Origin of the sequence: Citrobacter sp. MGH103 (assembly GCF_001034475.2) — a bacterium.
Classification (GTDB): domain Bacteria; phylum Pseudomonadota; class Gammaproteobacteria; order Enterobacterales; family Enterobacteriaceae; genus Citrobacter; species Citrobacter freundii.
Genome location: NZ_CP073043.1, coordinates 4,413,564 through 4,431,550, shown reverse-complemented (window position 1 = coordinate 4,431,550; position 17,987 = coordinate 4,413,564). Strand labels below are relative to the sequence as shown.

General features: G+C 51.5%; 9 protein-coding genes, 2 tRNA genes and 3 rRNA genes. 6 read left to right on the top strand and 8 right to left on the bottom strand.

Features of this window, described 5'->3' with window-relative positions; genetic code table 11:
• Positions 1-598: 598 nt before the first annotated feature.
• From SK33_RS21425 to SK33_RS21405, 5 genes are all read left to right on the top strand, one after another.
• Positions 599-2,140, top strand: a 16S ribosomal RNA gene (locus tag SK33_RS21425).
• 85 nt (positions 2,141-2,225) lie between these two features.
• Positions 2,226-2,301 (top strand) — tRNA-Glu (locus tag SK33_RS21420).
• Between the two features lie 221 nt (positions 2,302-2,522).
• Positions 2,523-5,428, top strand: a 23S ribosomal RNA gene (locus SK33_RS21415).
• 92 nt (positions 5,429-5,520) lie between these two features.
• Positions 5,521-5,636, top strand: a 5S ribosomal RNA gene (gene rrf / locus SK33_RS21410).
• The 16S, 23S and 5S rRNA genes sit together here with 1 tRNA gene alongside, the layout of an rRNA operon.
• A 299-nt stretch (positions 5,637-5,935) precedes the next feature.
• A complete protein-coding gene (locus tag SK33_RS21405) occupies positions 5,936-7,657 on the top strand; it encodes a SulP family inorganic anion transporter (protein ID WP_003036604.1) in 1,722 nt (573 codons plus the stop codon).
• A 215-nt stretch (positions 7,658-7,872) separates the two neighbouring features.
• On the opposite strand, the gene SK33_RS21400 is transcribed toward SK33_RS21405, so the two are convergent.
• From SK33_RS21400 to aspA, 7 genes are all read right to left on the bottom strand, one after another.
• Complete coding sequence (locus SK33_RS21400; RefSeq protein ID WP_048219887.1) at positions 7,873-9,534, bottom strand: fatty acid--CoA ligase; 1,662 nt, start codon at positions 9,532-9,534, stop codon at positions 7,873-7,875.
• 438 nt (positions 9,535-9,972) lie between these two features.
• Positions 9,973-10,048: transfer RNA gene (locus tag SK33_RS21395), tRNA-Phe, on the bottom strand.
• A 152-nt stretch (positions 10,049-10,200) separates the two neighbouring features.
• The gene (locus SK33_RS21390; protein ID WP_003025441.1) at positions 10,201-10,776 is read right to left on the bottom strand and encodes a transcriptional regulator; all 576 of its coding nucleotides are present in this window, start codon (positions 10,774-10,776) and stop codon (positions 10,201-10,203) included.
• A gap of 36 nt (positions 10,777-10,812) precedes the next feature.
• Positions 10,813-12,522 (bottom strand): protein-disulfide reductase DsbD, encoded by a 1,710-nt coding sequence (locus tag SK33_RS21385; protein WP_048219885.1) that lies wholly within the window; start codon positions 12,520-12,522, stop codon positions 10,813-10,815.
• Positions 12,498-12,845, bottom strand: coding sequence for a divalent cation tolerance protein CutA (gene cutA / locus SK33_RS21380; RefSeq protein WP_048219884.1), 348 nt, complete (start codon positions 12,843-12,845; stop codon positions 12,498-12,500). The genes SK33_RS21385 and cutA overlap by 25 nt, the downstream gene beginning before the upstream one ends.
• A gap of 128 nt (positions 12,846-12,973) precedes the next feature.
• Entirely contained in the window at positions 12,974-14,275 is a 1,302-nt protein-coding gene (gene dcuA / locus SK33_RS21375) for an anaerobic C4-dicarboxylate transporter DcuA (protein ID WP_003025449.1), read from the bottom strand.
• Between the two features lie 115 nt (positions 14,276-14,390).
• Positions 14,391-15,827: an aspartate ammonia-lyase gene (gene aspA, locus SK33_RS21370; RefSeq protein ID WP_003025452.1), complete on the bottom strand. Its 1,437-nt coding sequence runs from the start codon at positions 15,825-15,827 to the stop codon at positions 14,391-14,393.
• Between the two features lie 338 nt (positions 15,828-16,165).
• Between aspA and SK33_RS21365 the strand changes: the two genes are divergently transcribed.
• Positions 16,166-16,642, top strand: coding sequence for an FxsA family protein (locus tag SK33_RS21365; RefSeq protein ID WP_003025457.1), 477 nt, complete (start codon positions 16,166-16,168; stop codon positions 16,640-16,642).
• Between the two features lie 49 nt (positions 16,643-16,691).
• Here SK33_RS21365 and yjeH read toward each other — a convergent pair whose 3' ends face one another.
• Positions 16,692-17,957 carry an L-methionine/branched-chain amino acid transporter gene (yjeH, locus tag SK33_RS21360; RefSeq protein ID WP_003025460.1) on the bottom strand — a complete coding sequence of 422 codons (1,266 nt, stop codon included), beginning with the start codon at positions 17,955-17,957 and terminating at the stop codon, positions 16,692-16,694.
• Between the last annotated feature and the right edge of the window lie 30 nt (positions 17,958-17,987).

Genomic DNA, 17,987 nt, shown 5'->3' with positions numbered 1-17,987 from the left:
CACGGTCCTGAAATCACGGTTTGTGCGGGTATTATCGCCTGATGGGGGGCGTAATTCAAAGGTGGTAGGGATTATGGAGCTTAAGTTGTCAGCCCTTCTTCTTTATATAGCGTAGAGTGAATTTCTTTCTATATAGAAGTTTTCATACCGGTTCTCTCCTTTTTCAGGGACGCTGACAGATAATTTGCTTACGATTGTGGATAACTCTGTGCGTAAATGGGTATAAGGCGGGGTTTTGCTGTGGAATGCAGCAGTCAGTCATTTTTCTGCAATTTAAGGGTTGCGGGCCACAGGAAACTCCCTATAATGCGCCTCCATCGACACGGCGGATGTGAATTACTTCACACAAACAGTCGGTTCGGTTGAAGAGAAAAATCCTGAAAATCGGGGTTGACTCTGAAAGAGGAAAGCGTAATATACGCCACCTCGCGACAGAGCGCTAAAGCGCGTCGCAACTGCTCTTTAACAATTTATCAGACAATCTGTGTGGGCACTCGAAGATACGGATTCTTAACGTCGCAAGACGAAAAATGAATACCAAGTCTCTGAGTGAACATACGTAATTCATTACGAAGTTTAATTCACGAGCATCAAACTTAAATTGAAGAGTTTGATCATGGCTCAGATTGAACGCTGGCGGCAGGCCTAACACATGCAAGTCGAACGGTAGCACAGAGGAGCTTGCTCCTTGGGTGACGAGTGGCGGACGGGTGAGTAATGTCTGGGAAACTGCCCGATGGAGGGGGATAACTACTGGAAACGGTAGCTAATACCGCATAACGTCGCAAGACCAAAGAGGGGGACCTTCGGGCCTCTTGCCATCGGATGTGCCCAGATGGGATTAGCTAGTAGGTGGGGTAACGGCTCACCTAGGCGACGATCCCTAGCTGGTCTGAGAGGATGACCAGCCACACTGGAACTGAGACACGGTCCAGACTCCTACGGGAGGCAGCAGTGGGGAATATTGCACAATGGGCGCAAGCCTGATGCAGCCATGCCGCGTGTATGAAGAAGGCCTTCGGGTTGTAAAGTACTTTCAGCGAGGAGGAAGGCGTTGTGGTTAATAACCGCAACGATTGACGTTACTCGCAGAAGAAGCACCGGCTAACTCCGTGCCAGCAGCCGCGGTAATACGGAGGGTGCAAGCGTTAATCGGAATTACTGGGCGTAAAGCGCACGCAGGCGGTCTGTCAAGTCGGATGTGAAATCCCCGGGCTCAACCTGGGAACTGCATCCGAAACTGGCAGGCTAGAGTCTTGTAGAGGGGGGTAGAATTCCAGGTGTAGCGGTGAAATGCGTAGAGATCTGGAGGAATACCGGTGGCGAAGGCGGCCCCCTGGACAAAGGCTGACGCTCAGGTGCGAAAGCGTGGGGAGCAAACAGGATTAGATACCCTGGTAGTCCACGCCGTAAACGATGTCGACTTGGAGGTTGTGCCCTTGAGGCGTGGCTTCCGGAGCTAACGCGTTAAGTCGACCGCCTGGGGAGTACGGCCGCAAGGTTAAAACTCAAATGAATTGACGGGGGCCCGCACAAGCGGTGGAGCATGTGGTTTAATTCGATGCAACGCGAAGAACCTTACCTACTCTTGACATCCAGAGAACTTAGCAGAGATGCTTTGGTGCCTTCGGGAACTCTGAGACAGGTGCTGCATGGCTGTCGTCAGCTCGTGTTGTGAAATGTTGGGTTAAGTCCCGCAACGAGCGCAACCCTTATCCTTTGTTGCCAGCGATTCGGTCGGGAACTCAAAGGAGACTGCCAGTGATAAACTGGAGGAAGGTGGGGATGACGTCAAGTCATCATGGCCCTTACGAGTAGGGCTACACACGTGCTACAATGGCATATACAAAGAGAAGCGACCTCGCGAGAGCAAGCGGACCTCATAAAGTATGTCGTAGTCCGGATTGGAGTCTGCAACTCGACTCCATGAAGTCGGAATCGCTAGTAATCGTGGATCAGAATGCCACGGTGAATACGTTCCCGGGCCTTGTACACACCGCCCGTCACACCATGGGAGTGGGTTGCAAAAGAAGTAGGTAGCTTAACCTTCGGGAGGGCGCTTACCACTTTGTGATTCATGACTGGGGTGAAGTCGTAACAAGGTAACCGTAGGGGAACCTGCGGTTGGATCACCTCCTTACCTTAAAGAAACGTTCTTTGTAGTGCTCACACAGATTGTCTGATGAAAAGTAAATAGCAAGGCGTCTTGCGATTGAGACTTCAGTGTCCCCTTCGTCTAGAGGCCCAGGACACCGCCCTTTCACGGCGGTAACAGGGGTTCGAATCCCCTAGGGGACGCCACTTGCTGGTATGTGTGAGTGAAAGTCGCCGACCCCAATATCTCAAAACTTACCTTCGGGTGACGTTTGAGATATTTGCTCTTTAAAAATCTGGATCAAGCTGAAAATTGAAACGACACACTGTTTCATTTCTCCGTAATAAGAAATGAAAAATGGTGTGTTCGAGTCTCTCAAATTTTTGCAAGTCGATGATGAATCGAAAGAAACATCTTCGGGTTGTGAGGTTAAGCGACTAAGCGTACACGGTGGATGCCCTGGCAGTCAGAGGCGATGAAGGACGTGCTAATCTGCGATAAGCGTCGGTAAGGTGATATGAACCGTTATAACCGGCGATTTCCGAATGGGGAAACCCAGTGTGATTCGTCACACTATCATTACGTGAATACATAGCGTAATGAAGCGAACCGGGGGAACTGAAACATCTAAGTACCCCGAGGAAAAGAAATCAACCGAGATTCCCCCAGTAGCGGCGAGCGAACGGGGAGCAGCCCAGAGTCTGAATCAGCTTGTGTGTTAGTGGAACGGTCTGGAAAGTCCGACGGTACAGGGTGATAGTCCCGTACACCAAAATGCACAGGTTGTGAACTCGAAGAGTAGGGCGGGACACGTGGTATCCTGTCTGAATATGGGGGGACCATCCTCCAAGGCTAAATACTCCTGACTGACCGATAGTGAACCAGTACCGTGAGGGAAAGGCGAAAAGAACCCCGGCGAGGGGAGTGAAAAAGAACCTGAAACCGTGTACGTACAAGCAGTGGGAGCCTCTTTATGGGGTGACTGCGTACCTTTTGTATAATGGGTCAGCGACTTATATTCTGTAGCAAGGTTAACCGTATAGGGGAGCCGAAGGGAAACCGAGTCTTAACTGGGCGTTAAGTTGCAGGGTATAGACCCGAAACCCGGTGATCTAGCCATGGGCAGGTTGAAGGTTGGGTAACACTAACTGGAGGACCGAACCGACTAATGTTGAAAAATTAGCGGATGACTTGTGGCTGGGGGTGAAAGGCCAATCAAACCGGGAGATAGCTGGTTCTCCCCGAAAGCTATTTAGGTAGCGCCTCGTGAATTCATCTTCGGGGGTAGAGCACTGTTTCGGCTAGGGGGTCATCCCGACTTACCAACCCGATGCAAACTGCGAATACCGAAGAATGTTATCACGGGAGACACACGGCGGGTGCTAACGTCCGTCGTGAAGAGGGAAACAACCCAGACCGCCAGCTAAGGTCCCAAAGTCATGGTTAAGTGGGAAACGATGTGGGAAGGCACAGACAGCCAGGATGTTGGCTTAGAAGCAGCCATCATTTAAAGAAAGCGTAATAGCTCACTGGTCGAGTCGGCCTGCGCGGAAGATGTAACGGGGCTAAACCATGCACCGAAGCTGCGGCAGCGACACTATGTGTTGTTGGGTAGGGGAGCGTTCTGTAAGCCGTTGAAGGTGTACTGTGAGGTATGCTGGAGGTATCAGAAGTGCGAATGCTGACATAAGTAACGATAATGCGGGTGAAAAACCCGCACGCCGGAAGACCAAGGGTTCCTGTCCAACGTTAATCGGGGCAGGGTGAGTCGACCCCTAAGGCGAGGCCGAAAGGCGTAGTCGATGGGAAACAGGTTAATATTCCTGTACTTGGTGTTACTGCGAAGGGGGGACGGAGAAGGCTATGTTAGCCGGGCGACGGTTGTCCCGGTTTAAGCATGTAGGCGGAGGTTCCAGGTAAATCCGGTACCTTTTAACGCTGAGGTGTGATGACGAGGCACTACGGTGCTGAAGTAACAAATGCCCTGCTTCCAGGAAAAGCCTCTAAGCATCAGGTAACACGAAATCGTACCCCAAACCGACACAGGTGGTCAGGTAGAGAATACCAAGGCGCTTGAGAGAACTCGGGTGAAGGAACTAGGCAAAATGGTGCCGTAACTTCGGGAGAAGGCACGCTGATATGTAGGTGAAGTGATTTACTCATGGAGCTGAAATCAGTCGAAGATACCAGCTGGCTGCAACTGTTTATTAAAAACACAGCACTGTGCAAACACGAAAGTGGACGTATACGGTGTGACGCCTGCCCGGTGCCGGAAGGTTAATTGATGGGGTTATCCGTAAGGAGAAGCTCTTGATCGAAGCCCCGGTAAACGGCGGCCGTAACTATAACGGTCCTAAGGTAGCGAAATTCCTTGTCGGGTAAGTTCCGACCTGCACGAATGGCGTAATGATGGCCAGGCTGTCTCCACCCGAGACTCAGTGAAATTGAACTCGCTGTGAAGATGCAGTGTACCCGCGGCAAGACGGAAAGACCCCGTGAACCTTTACTATAGCTTGACACTGAACACTGGTCCTTGATGTGTAGGATAGGTGGGAGGCTTTGAAGTGTGGACGCCAGTCTGCATGGAGCCATCCTTGAAATACCACCCTTTAATGGCTGGTGTTCTAACGTGGACCCGTAATCCGGGTTGCGGACAGTGTCTGGTGGGTAGTTTGACTGGGGCGGTCTCCTCCTAAAGAGTAACGGAGGAGCACGAAGGTTAGCTAATCCTGGTCGGACATCAGGAGGTTAGTGCAAAGGCATAAGCTAGCTTGACTGCGAGAGTGACGGCTCGAGCAGGTGCGAAAGCAGGTCTTAGTGATCCGGTGGTTCTGAATGGAAGGGCCATCGCTCAACGAATAAAAGGTACTCCGGGGATAACAGGCTGATACCGCCCAAGAGTTCATATCGACGGCGGTGTTTGGCACCTCGATGTCGGCTCATCACATCCTGGGGCTGAAGTAGGTCCCAAGGGTATGGCTGTTCGCCATTTAAAGTGGTACGCGAGCTGGGTTTAGAACGTCGTGAGACAGTTCGGTCCCTATCTGCCGTGGGCGCTGGAGAATTGAGGGGGGCTGCTCCTAGTACGAGAGGACCGGAGTGGACGCATCACTGGTGTTCGGGTTGTCATGCCAATGGCATTGCCCGGTAGCTAAATGCGGAAGAGATAAGTGCTGAAAGCATCTAAGCACGAAACTTGCCCCGAGATGAGTTCTCCCTGAGACTTAAAGTCTCCTGAAGGAACGTTAAAGACGATGACGTTGATAGGTCGGGTGTGTAAGCGTAGCGATACGTTGAGCTAACCGATACTAATGAACCGTGAGGCTTAACCTTACAACGCCGAAGATGTTTTGGCGAAGAGACGACATTCAGCTTGATTACAGATTACATCAGAACGCATAAGGCGGTCTGATAAACAGAATTTGCCTGGCGGCTGTAGCGCGGTGGTCCCACCTGACCCCATGCCGAACTCAGAAGTGAAACGCCGTAGCGCCGATGGTAGTGTGGGGTCTCCCCATGCGAGAGTAGGGAACTGCCAGGCATCAAATAAAGTGAAAAAGCCCATCCTGACGGATGGGCTTTTTTGCGTCTGTGCGGGGTAAAAACCGCCGGGCTGAACGTATTGTGCAGGCCTGATAAGCGCAGCGCATCAGGCAGATCACGACACCGCACCATCGGGTGCAAAGCAATATCCAGAGCCTGCATAACACAAGCCATTCTGCGGCATACGCGATAAACACCCAATCTGAATTATCTGTATTACCTCCCGAAAATATCAGGATCTCCTGCGGCAGTTACGTGTACCTTTATCTATTAGTAAGGGTCAATCCGGAGAATAAAGTGTTCGGAAAAATGGTATTAAACTACATGCCGGGTCTAAAAAATTTATTAGCGTACGATAAAAGCTGGCTAAAACATGATGTTAAAGCCGGGTTATCCGTTGCTGCCGTAGCACTACCGGTTGCGATTGCTTACGCTGAGTTGGCGGGAGTCGGGGCTATCGTCGGGTTATATTCCTGCGTTTTGCCAATGCTAGCTTATGCACTGTTTGGTTCTTCCCGCCAATTGATTGTTGGCCCTGATGCCACGACCTGCGCGGTAATTGCGGCAGTTGTGGTTCCTCTTTCTGCCGGAAATCCAGAACTCCACTGGCAGTTAACAATCGTCATGACCGTGATGATGGGAGGATGGTGTCTACTTGCCAGTAAGTTTCGCCTGGGTGCGCTTGCTGATCTGCTTTCTCATCCCATTCTAACGGGGCTGCTTAACGGCGTTGCCGTGACGATTATTGTCGGGCAACTCGGTAAGGTGCTGGGGATTACGCTTGATGAAGAGCAAGTGATTGAGAAGATTATAGCCCTGCCAGGCCGACTCTCAGAAATTCATTTATTAACCTTAGGGATCTCCATCCTAACGTTAGCGATTTTAATAGCTATCAAAACGTTTCGTAGCCAATGGCCAGCACCGTTAATTGCAATTGTGATAACAACGGCGCTGGTATGGGTCACATCTGCACAGCAGTATGGTATTGCCACTATTGGGGGATCGGGCTTCCAGTCTGGTTTGCCTGTTGTTCACTGGGGCTCATTTCAGCCTGGACTGGCGCGTGATTTATTGATCCCTGCGCTGAACCTGGCATTAGTCAGTTTTGTTAGCCTGATGCTAACCGCTCGCAGTTTTGCCGCGAAAAATGGATACGAAATAAATGCTGATGCTGAGTTCAGGGCTTTGGGTGTTGCGAATTTGATGTCTGGCTTATCTCAGGGGTTTGCGATTAGCGGAGCCGATTCCCGGACTGCGGTAAATGACTCCACCGGAGGGAAAAGTCAGCTGGTTTCCGTTGTTGCAGCCTTAATCATCGGAATTGTCGTGGTATTTTTCACGCAGCCATTACAATTTATTCCGGTATCTGCATTAGGCATTGTTCTAATTTATGCATCGTGGTCATTGATTGATTTACGCGGACTCTGGAATCTGAGGCGAAGAAATAAACCCGCATTTCGCCTGGCGTTCTTCACTTTTGGCTGTGTTCTGATTATTGGTGTTATTCAGGGGATCGGCCTTGCGGTATTGCTGGGTCTGTTGCAGTTCCTGCGCACAGTTTTTCGTCCTACTGAACACTTATTGGGAATTGACGAAAATGGGATGATTCACTCATTAGGGAATTCAACTGATGTGAAAATGATCCCTGGCGTGTTGATGTACCGATTTAACTCACCGCTGACCTATTTTAATGTGGCCTATTTTAAGCGCCGCGTTTTGAATTTAGTCGATGGTGCAGTACTACAACCTAAATGGGTGGTCATTGACGCCGTTTCTTGCTTTACCTATTCAGATATCAGCGTCCTGGCAACCATTAATGAGTTAAAGCGGGACCTGAAGGGGCGGCAGATTAAGTTAATTCTTGCGGGCCGGAAAACGGAGTTAACACGCTGGTTTAAAGAGAGTCGACCGACAATGAAGGACGACGACATGATTCTGGCACCAGACCTTTATTTGGCGCTGCGGTTTATTCAAAGCAAAGAAAGCATGAGTGATGGTGAATCTGGCGTTGTTGAATAAAGCAGATTTAGGTAAATAATCAGGATGGAAGGCGCTGAGGACGGGTTTTCGTCCAGCAGGACCTGACATCGACCAGAACCCTATGTTGCTAAAGGGGGGATCAGCATCCGCCCGGGGACGGTGAGTTCCCCGGCAGAGCATTGATATCGGCAAGCTACCTGAAATATAAGCAGTGTGACTGTTGTTAACCTTACGCTGTGAATGCGACAGATCGCTTAAATGATATCCTTCCCATTGCTGGCTTCGAGCTCCCGAATCAGGCGCTTGTTGATCTTGCCAACGCTGGTTTTGGGAATATCCGGGACTATCCTTATCTGTCGTGGGATCGCCCATTTAGTGATGTGGCCGCGGTCGACGAATCCTTGTAGATGTGTCGCTATGGCTTGCGGCTCCAGGTCCTCCCCTTCCTTGCAAACCACCAGAGCCAGGGGGCGTTCGCCCCACTGCTCATCAGGTATCCCGACGACGGCTACCGACCTGACCGCCGCGTGTGAGCTGATGAGGCTCTCCAGCTCCAGCGTGCTTATCCACTCACCGCCCGTCTTGATTACGTCTTTGATGCGATCCTTGATTTCCACTATCCCATGGGGATCGATAGAGGCTATGTCGCCGGTGTGCAGCCAACTGCCATTCCATAGCTCAGCCCCTTTCTCGGGTTCCTTCAGGTAGCCCTGAGTCAACCAAGGGGCTCGCACCACTATTTCGCCCAGGGCTTCTCCGTCGTGCACCACCTCCCGACCTTCGCCATCGACGATACGCAGATCCACCAACGGGACAGGCAGGCCGGTCCGAATCCGCAGGGGTAACTGTTCATCCATGGGAAGGGCCAGCTCGGCATCGCTTAAGTGGGTCATACAGAGCAGGGGACAGGTCTCAGACATGCCATAGCCGGCGTGAATGCGTATGCCCCTATGGTGGGCCTGTGTCGCCAGTCCAAGGGACAGTGAACTGCCACCCAGTAACATCTTCCATCCTGACAGATCAGTCTGCGTGGTTTCTTCGCACTCAAGGATCATCTGCAATATGGTTGGCACACAATGCGAGAAGGTCACACCCTCATCGTGATAAAACCGTACCAGTTTGTTGGGTTCGTAACGACCGGGATATACCTGCTTCACACCCAGCATTGTTGCGACATAGGGAGCGCCCCAGGCATGCACGTGGAACATAGGGGTGATCGGCATGTAGACATCGTTCGATCGTAGCAGCGACTGTCCCTCGTGGGCAGCCAGGAGACCCAGCTCATTGAGCGTGTGCAGGACCAACTGGCGATGGCTGAAGTAGACTCCCTTGGGATTGCCCGTGGTTCCAGTGGTATAGAACAAGGTAGCTATCGAGTTTTCATCGAAGTCGGGGAAGTCAAAGCGTTCTCCCGCTGCGGCCAGCAGGGTCTCATATTCCCCTAGCACCGGCAGGCTGGTCGCCTTCGATTCTTCGTCGCTAAGCTGGATGTATCCCCGGACAGTGGTCAGCGTCTCTGCCAGTGACTCGACAACCGGCAAGAAGTCGTCGTGCACCAGTACCAGGTTGTCCTCGGCATGATTCATGGTGTAAGCGATTTGGTCCGCCGAGAAGCGGACGTTCACCGTGTGAAGCACGGCACCAATCATGGGTACCGCGAAGAAGCACTCGAGGGCGCGATGGCTGTCCCAATCTAGCAGGGCGACGGTGTCTCCAGGCATGACACCGGCCGCTGTCAGCATGTTTGCCAGGCGATGAATGCGCTGTTTGAGGGTACGATAGTCGTAACGGAGCTTATCGGCGTAGACGATTTCTCGCTCGGGATGAGAACGCCCACCCGACAGCAGTAGGCTTTTGATCAGCAACGGATAGGCATGGGCCCCCTGCGCTGACTGTATGATTCTTGTTTTCACCATCCAGATTCCTCGTTGACTCACTATTTGCTCGGTATGATGGCAATTGTAGATGAAGGTTGGCTTTTACTCCCTGGCGTTTGCTTCAGATATCGAGGCGGAGACCAGTTCCAGCCCCTGGGGATGAATGTGCGTACCTTGCAACGCGATCGGGTTATTCGCTACCTGCAGAATCCTGGCTACTCTATGCCCAGTTCCTTCACCCGCTGGTTCAGTGCCCAAGGTTTTCAGATAAATTACTCAAATCTGGCCTACGGTTAAGCACGCCAGAAAAAGAGGTGTTCCTGATACCGCTATATTTTTTGCAGTACCATCGTGGTCTCACTGAAAGGTTTAGCTGGCGTGATGAGGTAGGGTAGGAGTCGCTGTGGACAGAACGATCAGAAATCTAGCAGAACCCTAAAAGCAAAAAACCCGCCATAGGCGGGTTCTTCTGAATAGTGGTGCCCGGACTCGGAATCGAACCAAGGACACGGGGATTTTCAATCCCCTGCTCTACCGACTGAGCTATCCGGGCAACGGGGCGCATTAAACCGTATTCACGTCTGTCAGTCAATCAAATTTCTGGAAACATTGTTCAACCGCTTAATATTGCGGCAATCTGCATGGTTATGCCTGAAGTTTGCACAAATCTCCCCGACAGATGCGGCTAAAACAGATAATGCTCGCTTAGGTCAGCGCACCGCCCATTCGGCACTGGGCAAAGCGTAGGATATCTTCGGCCAGGTGGTGTGCCGTTTCGACATCAGCATGACTACGATTAACCAGCATGCGGCTCAGGCAGCCTTCCAGCACCAGTTCCATCTGTTTGGCGACCATTGCCGGGTCGTCAACTTCCAGCGTCGTGAGCAGTTCATGGGTGAAGTCATGTGCTGCCTTTTTTTGCTGATCGGCTAACTGATGGATCGGATGCCCGGGATCGGGGTAAAACGTACAGGCGGCGATGAACAGACAGCCGGGATAGCGATTATTGCTCACGCATTCGGACAGTGCGGTGTAGCGCGCCAGTAATTTCTGCTCAGCGCTCAGGGTGTCATCCAGCAAAAGCTGACGCCGCCAGATATCCACCCGCTGGCTGAGGTAACGTAGCGCATCGTACAGAATGGCCTCTTTATCGGGCCAAAAGCGCTGCAGTTCATCCAGAGGATAATCGATACGTTCGGCCACCATTTCCAGCGTGGTATTGGCTATCCCTTGCACCTCAAGTAATTTCAGGGCTTCTCCCAGGACATCTTCACGTTGCACGGTATTCTCCTCCGTATTTCCTGTTGCAAGTGTCGCTCACGGTTGGCGATCGCGCAAATGTGCGCTGAAGGTCGCGGCATCCATAAAACCCGTTACCCGGGCCTCCGGATGCTCTTTTCCCTCGGCATCAAAGAACAAGATAGTCGGCAAACCTAAAACCTGTAGATGTTTCAGCAGAGCGACATCCTGGGCATTGTTTGCTGTCACATCCGCTTGCAACAGCACCGTGTTGCCTAGCGCTTGCTGAACCTGCGGATTACTGAACGTGTACTTTTCAAATTCCTTACAGGCTACACACCAGTCGGCATACAGATCCAGCATGACTGGCCTGCCTTTAGCTTGCTCCAGCGCTTGATTTAACGCATCTACCGATGCCACCGGCGTGAAGTTAAGGTGTGCCTGGGGTTGAGTATGCGGCGCGCCGAACGCCCAGTCTTGCAGTGGACGCACGCATACCAGTGCTGCGGCTAACAGGACAATCTGCACGATACGCATCCAGGCGTGCTTTGCCTGCAGGCTGGTAATGAACGCCCAGCCAAAGAACGCGACGCCTAACAGTGACCATAAGCGAACGCCCCACTCGTCGCCAACGATACGTTCGAGTAAGAAGACGGGAAGCGCCAGAATGACAAAGCCAAAAGCGGTTTTGACATGCTCCATCCATGGGCCGCTTTTAGGCAACAGGCGATTGCCAAATACGGTAATCAGCATCAGGGGGAATCCCATCCCCAACGCATACAGATACAGCGTGCCGCCTCCCAGCCACATGTTCCCGCTCTGAGCGATATACAGCAAAATCGCGCTTAGCGGGGCCGTTGTGCAAGGAGAACAGATGAGGCCAGCAATCGCCCCCATCGCAAAGACGCTGCCGGGAGCTCCGCCTTGCTGGCGGTTACTCATTAGCGTGAGGCGCGTTTGCAGCGATGAAGGCAGTTGCAGTGTGAACAGGCCAAACATCGACAGAGCCAGCAGCGTAAAGATGACGGCAAGGCCAATCAGGACGTAAGGATGTTGTAGCGCGGCCTGGAACTGTAAACCGGCGGCTGCAACAACCAAACCCAGCGCGGTATAGGTGAGCGCCATCCCTTGAACGTAGATAAACGTCAGCAGCAGTGCCCGTCCGGTTGATAAGCGTTGCTTGCCGCCCAGTACGATCCCGGAAATCAGCGGATACATCGGCAGTACGCAGGGCGTAAACGCGATGCCTATTCCGATCAGCAATGCCCACAGAGCGGTAAAGGGAAGTTGAGCCGCGGGCTGCGGTTTCTCTTGCGGATCGACAGTGGCTGGCACCGGCGCAGGTGTCGCCTGGATATCGGCAGACACTTCACTTAATGGCACCGTTTTTGTTTCTGGTGGATAGCAAAATCCGGCGTCGGCGCAGCCCTGGTATGTGATCGTTAATGTTGCGCCAGACTTAGCCTGATTGACCGTGATCGGGATAGTCAGTTGTTTACGGTAAATCTCACTTTTGCCGTAAAACTCATCTTCATGCCAAACGCCTGGCGGCAGTTTTATCTCGGCAATATCGGCCTGAGATGGCGTAATGCTTATCTGTTTGCGATACAGATAGTAGCCATCTTTAACCTGCCATGTGAGGTTCAGATCGTGTTGGTTTTGCTGAAAATCAAAAACAAACGCCCGATCGGCAGGTACAAACTGCGAGCGGCCAGGCGCGTCAAATAATCCGGCAAAGGAAGATGTGCTGCACAGCAGCAGGATCAGCGTAAGGATGCGTTGAGCCATGAGCGGTAATCAAAGTCTCCGTGAGTGACGGGTAAAACCAGAAGTTCAGGCGTTTGATACGGATGATGTGACTTCAGGCAATCGAGAAGGGCTTGCTGGTGCATAACGGTGGTTTTTAAAATCATCTGCACTTCATATTCCTGCTCCAGTTTACCTTCCCAATAATAGAGGGAGGTCGCACCGGGTAGCAGGGTCACGCAGGCAGCCAGCTTTTCCGCCAGCACTTTGGCGGCGAGATCCTGGGCGGTTGCTTCATCCGGGGCAGTACAGAGCACCACAACGGTATCGGGGATGGAAATATCCTGACTCTTTACATCAAGCATAAACACCTCGAAAGAACAGAGTAACCAGCAAAAGAATGGTCACTATACAACGGACGAGGGAAGGATGTTAGTTAAAGCGGGGTGGGGAGTAGGAACTGCAGGGCGCCCAGGCACCCTGCAGGAAAAACTTACAGCATGAAGCTGCCCAGCAAGAAGCCGAAGCAGACAGCCAGAACCACACCCAGAGTACCAGGGATGAAGAACGGATGGTTAAAGACGAATTTACCGATGCGGGTTGTACCGGTGTCATCCATCTGAACCGCCGCAACCAGAGTTGGGTAGGTTGGCAGAATGAACAGGCCAGAAACCGCGGCGAAAGACGCAACAGCAGTCAGTGGGGAAACGTTCAGAGCCAGAGCCATCGGCATCAGTGCTTTAGCGGTTGCAGCCTGAGAGTACAGCAGCGCGGAAGCAAAGAAGAAGATGACCGCCAGCAGCCACGGATGACCCTGGATTACGCTACCTGCAGTATCTTTGATCCAGTCAATGTTGTGAGATACGAAGGTATCACCCAGCCATGCAACACCCAGGATACAAATACAGGCGCTCATACCGGCTTTGAAGGTGCTGGAGTTCAGGATGGAGTCAGTTTCAACGCGGCAGACGATCGTGGTCAGCGTCGCGACGCTCAGCATGATGATCAGGATTGCGTTGGTGGTGTTCATCAGCGGTTTAGCGACCAGGCCAAGGCTTGGGCTGTTGATGATGGCGTAAACAACTACGCAAACCACGCCCAGCAGGAACAGCCAAACGGAGGTTTTCGCGCCAGCTTTGATTTCAACTTGTCTTTCACCGCGCAGTTCAACCAGGCCTTCTTCCAGACGCTTACGATAAATCGGGTCGTCAGACAGTTTGGAGTTGAACAGTGCGGTGATCAGGAAGGACATCACCAGAACGGCCAGCAGGGTGGATGGAATGACCACGGACAGCAGGTGAATGTAGCTGATGCCATGACCTTCCATGACGGAAGACATGTAAACCACGGCTGCGGAGATTGGAGAAGCCGTAATCGCAATCTGTGCAGAAACCACTGCGGTAGAGAGCGGACGGCAAGGCTTGATACCTTGTTCCTTCGCAACTTCAGCGATAACCGGCAGCGTTGCCAGAGAGATGTTGCCAGTACCGGCAAAGATAGTCAGGAAATAGGTCACGATAGGTGCAAGGATCGTGATGTATTTCGGGTTCTTACGCAGCAGTTTTTCAGTTTGATGAACCAGATAGTCCAGACCACCTGCAATCTGCATAGCTGAAATGGCAGCGATAACCGCCATGATGATGGAAATAACATCGAACGGGATATTACCGGGTTTTACGCCGATAGCGGCAAGAACCAGAACACCCAGCCCACCTGCAAATCCAATACCGATACCCCCAAGTCTGGCACCTAAAAAGATTGCCAGCAAAACGATGATAAGTTCTAAAACTATCATATTAGCCTTCCTTGTTGTTTAACAAGTTGATATTAAATTGTTGTTTTTAAGTAACTTCGAGTAAGAAAAAAGGCACGTCATCATGACGTGCCTTCTCCGGTACTACCCTACACGATTACTGTTCGCTTTCATCAGTATAACGTTTTGCTTTATAAGCAGGGTGCATCAGGTTCTGTGCAGAGAAGATATCGTCCAGTTCAGACTCGGTCAACAGACCGCGTTCCAGGACAACTTCACGTACGCTCTTACCAGTTTCGGCACAAATTTTACCGACGATGTCGCCGTTGTGGTGACCGATGAACGGGTTGAGGTAAGTAACGATGCCGATGGAGTTGAATACAAACGCTTCACAGACTTCTTTGTTAGCAGTGATACCACTAACGCATTTTTCCAGCAGGTTGTAGCAAGCGTTGCTCAGAATGTGAATGGATTCAAACATTGCCTGACCAATGACCGGCTCCATTACGTTCAGCTGCAGCTGACCAGCTTCAGATGCCATGGTAACAGTGATGTCGTTACCGATGACTTTGAAGCACACCTGGTTTACGACTTCCGGAACAACCGGGTTCACTTTAGCTGGCATGATAGAAGATCCAGCCTGCAGTTCCGGCAGGTTGATCTCGTTCAGACCCGCACGCGGACCAGAGGAGAGCAAACGCAGGTCGTTACAGATTTTGGACATCTTCACAGCCAGACGCTTCAGTGCGCCATGCACCATAACGTATGCGCCACAGTCAGAAGTTGCTTCAATCAGGTCTTCTGCCGGAACACAGGCGAAGCCAGTAACTTCAGCCAGTTTCTGTACTGCCAGCGGAGAGTACTCTTTCGGCGTGTTCAGACCAGTACCGATTGCTGTTGCGCCGAGGTTAACTTCCAGCAGCAGCTCAGCGGTACGCCCAATGTTTTTCACTTCTTCTTTCAGCAGTACGCTGAAAGCACGGAATTCCTGACCGAGAGTCATCGGTACAGCATCCTGCAGCTGGGTACGACCCATTTTCAGGATGTCCTGGAATTCATCGGCTTTTTTCTCAAAGCCTTCACGCAGCTGGTTCAGTGCATCAATCAGTTTGATGATGGATGCGTATACAGCGATACGGAAGCCAGTTGGGTATGCATCGTTGGTAGACTGACATTTGTTAACGTGGTCGTTCGGGTTCAGGTACTGATATTCACCTTTCTGGTGACCCATCAGTTCCAGACCGATATTGGCCAGAACTTCGTTGGTGTTCATGTTGACGGAGGTACCCGCACCACCCTGGTAAACATCTACCGGGAACTGATCCATGCATTTTCCGTTATTCAGGACTTCATCACACGCCGCGATGATGGCATTTGCCACACTCTTAGGAATGGTTTGCAGCTCTTTGTTGGCCATTGCCGCTGCCTTTTTAACCATTACCATACCGCGAACAAATTCAGGAATATCGCTGATTTTGCTGTTGCTAATGTAGAAGTTTTCAATCGCTCTCAGAGTGTGGACACCGTAGTAGGCGTCCGCTGGAACTTCCCTGGTACCCAACAAGTCTTCTTCGATACGAATGTTGTTTAACATGTGAACCTTCTTTTTCAAGCTGCCAATGATTTGACTAAACACACAGGATATATGTGATTTCGATTGTTTCTCGACCGACGATTATCCCCTGCATCGGTCTGATACCCGAGATCATATGCTGGTTAAGGATTTCTACCGTAATCTGGATCACTTAAAGCGTGGAATTTACCCCTTATTTATTATTCTGTGAAATGGATCACCCCTTTGTGATTAACCCTAAATATTAGTGTACAAGCCACTTGAAATTTTGCTAACCACCACAATATCAAATCGATGCGATTAACATAATTTTTCGAACAGAAGTTGAACAAAACGGCTGTTATTAACAGGAGATCCCTTTGCGCTGGATACCATTACTTGCCATTTTTCTCTATGTTTACATAGAGATATCTATTTTTATTCAGGTTGCCCATGTGATGGGCGTCCTGATGACGCTGATTTTGGTTATTTTTACGTCGGTTATCGGTATGTCTCTGGTTCGTAATCAGGGATTTAAGAACTTTTTACTGATGCAACAAAAAATGGCTGCTGGTGAAAGTCCGGCTGCAGAAATGATCAAAAGCGTATCGCTGATTATTGCCGGTCTGCTGTTGGTACTGCCTGGTTTTTTCACCGATTTCCTCGGTCTTCTTCTTTTATTACCCCCGGTGCAAAAACATCTGACGATGAAACTGCTGCCACATTTACGTTTTTCACGTATGCCTGGCGGTGGTTTTAGCGCCGGAACCGGTGGCGGTGAGACTTTTGATGGTGAATTTCAGCGTAAGGATGACAAGCGCGACAGCATCGAACATAAAGACGATCGTCGGGATTAAGCCTCAGTATGTAGGCCGGATAAGCGTTAGCGCCATCCGGCAAAAGTGTTTATAGGCCGGATGATGGCGTCAACGTTGCCTTATCCGGCCTGCGGGGTAAAAACAGCCACAGCCCTGCCAGCATAATCAACGCGTACAAACTCTTCCAGCCGACCATTGCCAGTAGTAGTAGGCACAGCAGACCACCAATGATCGCCAGTGCGCGGTAATGCCCTTTCAGTAATCGACAACCCGCCAACATGCACAGCAAATAAATCATAATAAAGATGCCGTTGGCGTAGACGATTAACGCATCGAGATTGATTTGCAGCATATAGATACACAGAGTACTGACTACGCAGCAGCCTAAGACGGCGTTTAGCGCATTGCGCGGAAGGTGGCGGGGGGACAGGCGAGCCAGATAACTCTCAGGCTTATACTGCGCTTGCGACCAGACCAGTCGAGCGAAACTTTGAATATAAATGTTGAGGCTGGCAAAACAGGCCAAATAACCAATGATGCAGGCGACCCACAGTGCCTGTACACCAAACAGTTGCACGACGATTTCTGGCAGCGATGCTGCGGCGGCCATTTGCTCGCCGTAGGCACCAAAATGGAGAACGACGACGGTGCATGCCCAATAAACAGATCCAGCCAGCAGCAGGCCAATCATCAGCGCGCGTGGGAAGTCTCGTTCCGGATTTTTGAATTCAGACGCCAGGTGAGCAAACGCTTCGAGGCCAACAAAACACCAGAACATCACCGACAGCGCGGCGAACAGACCGGGGAGTTCAATATCGCTAATTGCAGGGAAGGGGATTTCGCCTGGTTTCAGATCGCCCGCCCACCAGATAGCAACAATGAGGGCAACAATCAGTCCGGCAATGACCGTTTGCAGATTAGCGCTTGAGCTTGCGCCGCGGGAGCCGATGTACCAAACCAATGCCAGCGTACCCAGCTCAGCCAGCAGAAGCTGCTCGTCATGCCAGCCAAACATCGCCTGACCGAATCCGGCGGCGATGTGCAATGCCGCAGGCAAGCCGACAGGAATGACCGACAAAAATAGCCATCCGGTGACGCGCTCCAGTCGTGAACCAAAGGCCATGCCGACAAAATGCGCCACACCGCCTGCGCTGGGGAAATGACGACCCAGTACGGCGAAGACAATCGCCACCGGAAAGACCAAAACAATCAGCACCGGCCAGGCCCACAGGCTGTTATTGCCAGCCACCAGCGCAGCCAGCGCGGGGACGGCGAAAACGCCTGTACCTAACAATGATGTCGACAACAGGCCAACGCCCTGAGCCAGTCCCAGCTCTTGTTTCAGTCCGCTCATAAGTGGTTATCCGATTATGCCCATTGACCG